The following is an 8,638-nucleotide window of genomic DNA, read 5'->3' as shown; positions in this document are numbered from 1 at the left end:
ACCAGCGCACCGCCCACAGGATCACATCACCCTGGAAATGGCGCCACTTGAAATCCGTCATCGTTCCGTCCGTCCAATCTCCGCCAAGCATGCTCAAGCTTCACGATTTTTGCAACAGAGCCGCTCGAACAGTTCAACCATCGCAAGCGACCCGTCACCCGCAAATGGCATGTCGATGAGACCTATGTGAAGGTTCGCGGTCGCTGGATGTATCTCTACCGCGCCGTCGACAGCCTGGGTGATACGGTCGAGTTCTTCTTCAGCGAAAACCGTGACCTACCGGCCGCCAAACGCTTCATCCGCATAGCGCTGAACCGTCATGGCCGACCGGAGCGCATCGTCATCGACGGCAGCCAGACCAATCACGAGGCGATCATTGCCTGCGATGGCGAAAGCCGCCTGAGAAATCGATCACGACGAACGCTGAAGCCAATCCGCATCCGGCAAAGCCAATATCTGAACAACCGCATCGAGCAGGATCATCGACGCATTAAGCGCCGAATACGTTCCATGCTGGGATTCAAATCAACCGCCAGCGCCGCGACGATCCTGTCTGGGATCGAAATGGTTCACATGATGCGCAAACGACAGGCGAGGTACGCCTACAACCCGGCACCATCGCTCGCCGAGCAGTTTGAAATCCTCGCTGCCTGAATACCGTATCTGATCAACTTGTTCGTCCAAGTGGCAAGTTTGCGACAAAGCCGTTTATCGCGCATCATGCACGATGCGGCCTGCAAGCAGGGTCAGCAGGCAGCGGGTGCCTGACAGGATGGTTTCAGGTGCGGCCTCCAGAAGATCGTTGTCGAAGACAGCGATGTCGGCCCATTGGCCGGGCACCAGCTTGCCCTTCACACCCTCGGCTTTCTGGGAATAGGCGCCGTATTCCGTAAAGGCCTGCAGCGCCTCCTCGCGGCTCAGCCGCTCGCTGTCCTTCATCACCGTGCCCTTGCCCGTCTTGCGGGTGATCATGGCATGGAGGTTCGGGAAGGGATCGGGCGAGCAGACCGGCGAATCCGAGCCGGTCGAGGGCTTGAGGCCCATGCGCATCCAGGTGCCGATCTGGTAGGAGCCCTTGCCGCGCGCCTCGCCGAGCACGGAAATGTAGCTGTCGCCGAAATCGTGGATGAAGGCCATCTGCGGCGCGGGCAGGATGCCGGCCGCCTTCATGCGCGCGTCCTGTTCCGGCGACGAGAAGCCGCAATGTTCGATACGGTGGCGGCGATCCGGGTCGGGCATGGCGGCCAGCGCCTTTTCATAGGCGGTGAGCAACTGTTCGATCGCACCATCGCCGATGGCATGGCACGCCATCTGGTAGCCGCGATCGTGGAAGGATTTGACCAGCGCCTCGACCTCCGGGGTCGGCAGCATCTGCACGCCGATATTGTCGGGCTCGCCCTGATAGGGCTTCGACATCCAGGCGGTACGTCCGCCGGCCGAACCGTCGAGGAAAATTTTGACCGCCCCGACGCGCAGCATGTCATCGCCGGCGCCGGAAATCAGGCCGGCCCGCCAGCAATCCTCGACAATAGAAATGCCGGGATCGCCGAGCAGCGTCAGCCAGACACGCACCGGCAGGCGACCAGAAATCTTGGCCATTTCATAGGCCTGGATTTCAGCAAAGCCGGAAAGCTTGCCAACCGCCGCGTCCATGCAGCTTGTGATGCCGAGCGAGAGCAGGTACCGCCCGCCGCGCTCTATGCCGTCGATCAGTTCCTCCGTGGTCACCTCGGGCATGGCAGCCTTGACGAGATTGATGGCATTTTCGGCCAGCAGGCCGTTGAGACGCCCGTCGGTGACACCGATCACGCCGCCATCCGGCACGGGCGTCGCCTCGCTCACGCCGGCCAGTTCCAACGCCCGCGAATTGGCGATGGCGATGTGCCCGCAGGCGCGGGTTAGCAGCACGGGATGATCCGGCACCGCCTGATCGAGGTCTTCGCGTGTCGGATGCCGGCCGGTATCGAGCTTGACCTGGTCATAACCGCGGGCCCGCACCCAGCCACCCTTGGCGGTGGTCGCGGCGCGATCAGCAAGGGCCGCCATCAGCACGGACAATGTCGGTGCGGCTGCGGGCGTCGCATCGACCCAGCCCATGGTGATGCCGGTCGAGATGAGGTGCAGGTGGTTGTCGATGAGGCCGGGGCTGGCGAAACGGCCCTCGAGGTCGATGACCTCGGTGCGCGGGCCCTTCAGGCTTAGCATGTCGGCGCTGTCGCCGGTGGCCAGCACCTTGCCCTGCCAGACGGCGACAGCCTCGCTGATACCCTCCTCCCGGCCGCGCCAGATACGGCCATTATGCAGGATCAGATCGGCTTCGATTGTAACGGACATGCAGCACTCCCTTGTCGGGGCAGCCGAACCGGTACCCCGTTCGTCCTGACGCAACGTGAAAGGTTGCGGCTGACTTGGCCAATTCGCTTTTGGCACCAGCCCATGCCGAAATGGCATACCCATTTCGATTGAATGTGTCAACGGCGGCGTAAAAGTCGGCCATTGGGCGGCGCAAAAGTAGGCCACTTGGCGGCGCATTCGGGGAACGTCGGGAGGGCGTAGCCCGACCAGAGTTTCCCGAATGCGGCGTCGGCGTTGTTATGGGGTGACGGCGGCGGTTTTTCGGGCCCTGCTTTGCGCGAGGCGATAGCTGTCGCCATTCATCTCGAGGATGCTGACGTGGTGGGTCAGGCGGTCAAGGAGCGCGCCTGTGAGGCGCTCGGACCCGAAGGTTTCGGTCCATTCGTCGAAGGGCAGATTGCTGGTGATCAGCGTCGATCCGCGTTCGTAACGCTGGGAGACCAGTTCGAACAGCAGCTCCGCTCCGGTCTTTGACAGCGGCACAAAGCCCAACTCGTCGATGATGAGCAGCTTGTAGCCGGCCATCTGCTTCTGGAAGCGCAGTAGGCGGCGTTCGTCGCGCGCCTCCATCATCTCGCTGACGAGCGCGGCGGCCGTGGTGAAGCCCACGGACAATCCCTTCTGGCAGGCCGCCAGCCCGAGACCGATCGCAACATGGGTCTTGCCCGTGCCGCTGGGCCCGAGCGCGATGACGTTCTCGCGCCTTTCGATCCATTCGCAGCGCGCCAGTTCCAGCACCAGCATCTTGTTGAGCTTCGGGATGGCGGCGAAGTCGAAGCTGTCGAGGCTTTTGGCGGCCGGGAACTTCGCAGCCTTGATGCGGCGCTCGACCATCCTGCATTCCCGGTCGATCAGTTCCAGTTCGACCAGTCGGGCAAGGTAGCGAACATGATCCACGCCCTCGACCGCGCATTGCCGGGCAAGCTTCTGGTGCTCGCGCAGGAAGGTCGGCAGCTTCAGCGCCTTCAGGTGATGAGTGAGCAGGAGTTCGGGAGCATCGCTGCTCATGCCGGTTCCTCCTCACGGTCCAGCAGGCGCATATAGGCCTTGGCCGACGTCGTCTCGACGGTGGCTCTGGGCAGATAGGGATAGATGTCGAGGTCCAGCCTGGGCGGCCTGCGCTCGGCCCGGCACAGGACGAGGTGCTTCACGGCATCGAAGCTGATGGCGCCCAGATGCAGCGCCTGCTTCACGGCTGCGTGCAGGTCGGCCAGATCGAAGCTTTCCATCAGGCGCAGCACCTGCACATAGGCGCGCCGGCCCTGTTTGCCCATCCGCGCCTCCATGAGGCGGCGCAGTGTCGTGAACGCCTCCGGCAGTTCCCAGCCCTGCAAGGGGGCCGCCTGGTCGAGCGCGTTGATCTTCTGCTCGATCAGCGGCAGGTAATGCAGCGGATCGAAGACAACCTCTTCGCGCGCATAGCTGCGCGGATGGCGGGCAATGATCTCCCCGCCGCAGCCGATCGCCACCTCGTCGACATAGCCACGGATCCAAACGTCCTGATGGCCGAAGGCGACCGGAACGGAGTAGTCGTTGGTCCTGTAACGCACCAGCGCCTGCGAGGAGACCCGGCCGCTGGCCTGGTCGCAGGCCTCGAAGGGCGAGGCCGGCAGCGGGCGCATCGCCGCCACATCGCGCAGCAAGCGTTCGCCGATCGTCTCGCTCGCGCCGCGCAGCCGGTCACCCTGGCGCTTGCGGCACTGCTCCTCGAGCCACAGGTTGAACGCGTCCCACGATGCAAAGCGCGGGATCGGCACCATGAAGTTGCGCCGCGCATAGCCGACCAGTCCTTCGACGCTGCCCTTGTCATTGCCCTTGCCGGGCCGGCCATAGCGGTCCCGGATCAGGTAGTGGGACAGAAAGCCGCTGAACAGCGCCGCCCGCTTGCGCGTGCCGTCGGGCAGGATCTTCGCCACCAGGCAGCGGTCGTTGTCGTAGACGATCGACTGCGGCACAGCCCCGAAGAAGGCGAACGCATGGATATGACCGTCCACCCATGCTTCGGCCACCGCCGCAGGATAGGCGCGAACATAGCAGGCGTCGCTGTGCGGCAGATCGAGCACGAAGAAGTGCGCCTTCTGCTCCACGCCGCCGATGACCACCATAGCCTCGCCAAAATCGGCTTGTGCGTGCCCGGCCGGGTGCGCCAGCGGCACGAACATCTCCTGGCCGCGCCGCGCCCGGTCGCGCATGTAGTCCTTGATGATCGTGTAGCCGCCGGTAAACCCATGTTCGTCACGAAGGCGATCAAAAACGCGCTTGGCCGTATGACGCTGCTTGCGCGGGACCGCACGGTCCGCCTCAAGCCACTGATCGATGATCGGGATGAACGCGTCCAGCTTCGGGCGTCGCACCGGAGCCTGCCGCCGATAGCCGGGCGGAACCGAATACGCAATCATCTTGCGAACCGTGTCGCGCGATATGCCAAAATGCCTTGCTGCCTCGCGTTGGCTCATGCCCCTGTCGCAAGCCACGCGAACCTTCAGATACAATTCCACGGTGTAGATCCCTCGTCCCTCCCTGCGCCACGCAGAAAAGGGAAAAGTGGACGACTTTTACGCCGCCCGCAGCGGGACTATCCCGCCGCTACCGTGGTCGACTTTCTCACCGCCGTTCTCACACGAGGCTTGTTTGTTTTTTTTTATGTCCATTACCAAATGGCATAAAGGAATAGATGTGACGCAATTTGTACGGAAAAGGTTGCATAAGGCGAGCAAGCCCATGACTCCAGCGCGCCATCGCAAATGACTGGAGAATGCCATTCGCGATGCTAGGTGGTTCAGTCGAAGAAGAGCTAGTGGTGACCTGTAAAAACTGCCTCAAACCCCACTGCGATATCTTCCTGCCGCTCTTACTCTCATCGGCTGTAGAGACCATTTGTAAGGAGATCAAAATATTCCGCTGCGACGGTTTCCGCGCGTTTTTGTCCGCCTGGTTTGAACCAACGGACCATCCAGTTGAGCATAGAGAGAACCGAGTGAGACGATATTGTCACATCCGCCTCGCGGAAGGCGCCGGTTGCCATTCCTTCCCGAAGAATTCCCCGGAGTATGCTCTCATACTCGATACGAAGCTGATTGGCTTCGGACTTGAGCCCCGGATTTGCCATACCGCCGTATCCGATCAGCATGCACACGAAACCCCAGTAGTTTTTTTCAAAGTACCCAGCGTGCGAAACCATGAATGATTTCAGCTTACCGTCAGCCGTGGTGGACGCCGCAACAGCTCTACTGACATGTTCGAGCAGTCCCTCCAATGTGCGTACAATGATGGCGTCATAAACAGATTGCTTGGTGTCGAAATAATGGTAGACGGCAGCCTTGGAGACGCCGAGCCGCTCGGCAACGACATTCATAGAGCCATTGTCGAAACCGCCCTCTCCGAACAAGACGGCGGCCTCGTCAAGAATGCGATCGCGAGCATTTTCGAGAACGGGCGGTCGTCCCATGCGGGGCTTTGTTTTGGTCTGCTTCATTGGGCCTCTGATGTAGGTGTTTGCTCGCGTAGAGTGGGATTTCTCTTGTGCTACCACATTACCAATGCGCGACAAACACCAATACGCCGATCAAACTTCTTGTTGCCAACTTAACGACGGGTCGGAAGGGAAAAAAGAGTCCCTCCAGAAGTTCGGTGACCTAACTTGCTCTGATAACGGCCTCGACGAGAGCAAGCGCGTCCTAAGATTTCTATTTACTTACCGACGGAACGGAATATAAGTATTCGCATCTGTCACGGAGTAGAGCGTAGGCCGTTATCACGCCCGCGTTGGGTGCGGTGCTGCGTCCTTATATGGAAGGCAAGGCTGCTATGAAAATCTTGGTCCCAGTCAAGCGGGTCGTTGATTACAACGTGAAGATTCGCGTGAAGGCGGACGGCTCGGGTGTCGAGCTTGCCAATGTGAAGATGTCGATGAACCCGTTCGACGAGATTTCGGTCGAGGAGGCTCTGCGCCTGAAGGAAGCGGGCAAGGCCGAGGAAGTGGTCGTCGTGTCGATCGGACCTGCCAAGGCCGAAGAGACGCTGAGGACGGCGCTGGCCATGGGGGCCGATCGCGCCATCCTGGTCGAGACCGACGATCAAGTCGAGCCGCTGGCCGTCGCCAAGATCCTCAAGGGTGTGGCCGACGCCGAGCAGCCGGGCCTCATCATCGTCGGCAAGCAGGCGATCGACGACGATTCCAACCAAACCGGCCAGATGCTGGCGGCCTTGCTCGGCACGGCGCAGGCCACCTTCGCCTCGAAGATCGAGATCGGTGACGGTTCGGCCAAGGTCACGCGCGAAGTCGATGGCGGCCTGCAGACGATCGAGGTCAAGCTTCCGGCCGTCGTCACGTCGGACCTGCGCCTGAACGAGCCGCGCTATGCCTCGCTGCCCAACATCATGAAGGCCAAGAAGAAGCCGCTCGACAAGACGTCGCCCGCAAACTTCGGCGTGTCGACGGAGCCGCGGCTGAAGGTGCTGAAGACCGAGGAGCCGTCGGGCCGCAAGGCGGGCGTCAAGGTCAAGACGGTCGCCGAGCTGGTCGAGAAGCTCAAGACCGAAGCCGGCGTGCTTTGATCGGCGAGATTTGAGGAGATTACGATAATGGCCATTCTTCTTCTGGCAGACCACGACAACGCCCACCTTTCCGACCAGACCGCCAAGGCGCTGACGGCGGCCTCCAAGATCGGTTCCGACGTGCATGTGCTTGTCGCAGGCGCGGGCGCCAAGGCGGCGGCTGAGCAGGCGGCCAAGCTTGCCGGCGTTTCCAAGGTGCTGGTTGCCGAGGATGCAAGCCTTGCCAACAATCTGGCCGAGCCGCTGGCGGCGCTGATCGTGTCGCTCGCCGGGTCCTACGACACCATCCTCGGCGCGGCCACCTCGGTCGGCAAGAACGTGCTGCCGCGCGTGGCGGCGCTGCTCGACGTGGCGCAGGTGTCGGAGATCGTCGAGGTGGTGAGCCCCGACACGTTCAAGCGTCCGATCTATGCGGGCAACGCCATCCAGACGGTGCAGGCCACCGATGCGAAGAAAGTGATCACTGTCCGCTCTTCATCCTTTTCTCCTGCCTCCCAAGGCGCACCTGCTGCCGTCGAGGAACTCTCGACGGCAGCCTTTTCTTCTGATCTATCGGCTTTCGTTTCTGCCGACTTGTCGACCTCGGACCGTCCGGAGCTAACCTCGGCCAAGATCATCATCTCGGGCGGCCGTGCGCTGGGCTCGTCGGAGAAGTTCCAGGAAGTGATCCTGCCCGTCGCCGACAAGCTCGGCGCGGCCGTCGGCGCGTCACGCGCGGCCGTCGATGCCGGCTACGCACCGAACGACTGGCAGGTCGGCCAGACGGGCAAGGTCGTCGCTCCGCAGCTCTACATCGCTTGCGGTATTTCCGGCGCGATCCAGCACCTTGCCGGCATGAAGGACTCGAAGGTGATCGTCGCGATCAACAAGGACGAGGAGGCGCCGATCTTCCAAGTAGCGGACTACGGCCTTGTCGGGGATCTCTTTGAGGTCCTACCGGAGCTGCAAAAGGCAATTGGCTAACCGCGACTGCCCCACAATTTTTTCCAACGAAATGACAGGAACGCGCACAATGGGCAGGACAGTGTTCGTCAACGGCCAATGGCTGGACGAGACGGCAGCAACGATCTCGATCTTCGATCGCGGATTTCTTTTTGCGGATGCGATATATGAGGTAACTGCCGTTGCTGACGGCAAGTTGATCGATTTCAAGGGCCACACCGATCGACTGAAACGCTCGCTCGAAACGCTCGGAATTCCGATGCCGGTCGCGGAAGGTGAACTCTTGGCTTTGCACCAGGAGATCGCGCGCCGGAATGGCATTACGCATGGCTTAGTCTATTTGCAGATTTCCCGTGGCGCGGAAGACCGCAATTTTATCTACACCGATGGCCTCCGTCCGACGATCGTGATGTTCACGCAGCCGCGCACCATCCTGGCTAACCCTGGCTGGGAACGTGGCATCACAATGAAGACAGCACCTGATGGGCGATGGGCTCACCGGCAGATCAAAACGGTACAGCTTCTCTACTCGTCAATGGCCAAGATGGAGGCGTTGCGCGAAGGCTATGATGATGTGCTTTTCGTGGAGGATGGCCTCATAACGGAGTCAGGTTCAGCGAATTTCCACATCATCACCAAGGATGGCATTCTGATTACGCGGGACGGCTCTGTTGCAAAAATCGTGAAGCTTGAGCATGCTTGGCGGAGATTGGACGGACGGAACGATGACGGATTTCAAGTGGCGCCATTTCCAGGGTGATGTGATCCTGTGGGCGGTGCGCTG

Annotated in this window: 8 protein-coding genes; 4 read left to right on the top strand and 4 right to left on the bottom strand. The window is 61.1% G+C overall.

Features of this window, described 5'->3' with window-relative positions; all coding sequences use genetic code 11:
- Positions 1-105 precede the first annotated feature (105 nt).
- The gene (locus tag Q4610_RS21115; RefSeq protein WP_425262597.1) at positions 106-654 is read left to right on the top strand and encodes an IS6 family transposase; all 549 of its coding nucleotides are present in this window, start codon (positions 106-108) and stop codon (positions 652-654) included.
- Positions 655-708: 54 nt separating this feature from the next.
- Here the strand turns inward: Q4610_RS21115 and Q4610_RS21110 are convergent, their stop codons facing one another.
- From Q4610_RS21110 to Q4610_RS21095, 4 genes are all read right to left on the bottom strand, one after another.
- Positions 709-2,334 (bottom strand): amidohydrolase, encoded by a 1,626-nt coding sequence (locus Q4610_RS21110; RefSeq protein ID WP_304537783.1) that lies wholly within the window; start codon positions 2,332-2,334, stop codon positions 709-711.
- A gap of 258 nt (positions 2,335-2,592) precedes the next feature.
- Positions 2,593-3,363: an IS21-like element helper ATPase IstB gene (gene istB, locus Q4610_RS21105; protein ID WP_067941721.1), complete on the bottom strand. Its 771-nt coding sequence runs from the start codon at positions 3,361-3,363 to the stop codon at positions 2,593-2,595.
- Positions 3,360-4,853: an IS21 family transposase gene (istA, locus tag Q4610_RS21100; protein WP_139186669.1), complete on the bottom strand. Its 1,494-nt coding sequence runs from the start codon at positions 4,851-4,853 to the stop codon at positions 3,360-3,362. The genes istB and istA overlap by 4 nt, the downstream gene beginning before the upstream one ends.
- A gap of 359 nt (positions 4,854-5,212) precedes the next feature.
- A complete protein-coding gene (locus Q4610_RS21095) occupies positions 5,213-5,830 on the bottom strand; it encodes a TetR/AcrR family transcriptional regulator (protein ID WP_067941717.1) in 618 nt (205 codons plus the stop codon).
- A gap of 332 nt (positions 5,831-6,162) precedes the next feature.
- Here Q4610_RS21095 and Q4610_RS21090 point away from each other — a divergent pair, with 332 nt between their 5' ends.
- Genes Q4610_RS21090 through Q4610_RS21080 form a run of 3 tightly spaced genes read left to right on the top strand, consistent with a single transcriptional unit; the run spans position 6,163 to position 8,614 of the window.
- A complete protein-coding gene (locus Q4610_RS21090; protein WP_067941716.1) occupies positions 6,163-6,912 on the top strand; it encodes an electron transfer flavoprotein subunit beta/FixA family protein in 750 nt (249 codons plus the stop codon).
- Between the two features lie 27 nt (positions 6,913-6,939).
- Complete coding sequence (locus tag Q4610_RS21085) at positions 6,940-7,875, top strand: electron transfer flavoprotein subunit alpha/FixB family protein (protein WP_067941714.1); 936 nt, start codon at positions 6,940-6,942, stop codon at positions 7,873-7,875.
- A 49-nt stretch (positions 7,876-7,924) separates the two neighbouring features.
- Positions 7,925-8,614, top strand: a complete 690-nt coding sequence (locus Q4610_RS21080) for an aminotransferase class IV (protein ID WP_304537782.1) — start codon at positions 7,925-7,927, stop codon at positions 8,612-8,614.
- Positions 8,615-8,638 lie beyond the last annotated feature (24 nt).

Source organism: Sphingobium cyanobacteriorum, assembly GCF_030580935.1.
In the GTDB taxonomy this organism is placed as follows: domain Bacteria; phylum Pseudomonadota; class Alphaproteobacteria; order Sphingomonadales; family Sphingomonadaceae; genus Sphingobium; species Sphingobium cyanobacteriorum.
This window is presented reverse-complemented; position numbering and strand designations above follow the sequence as displayed.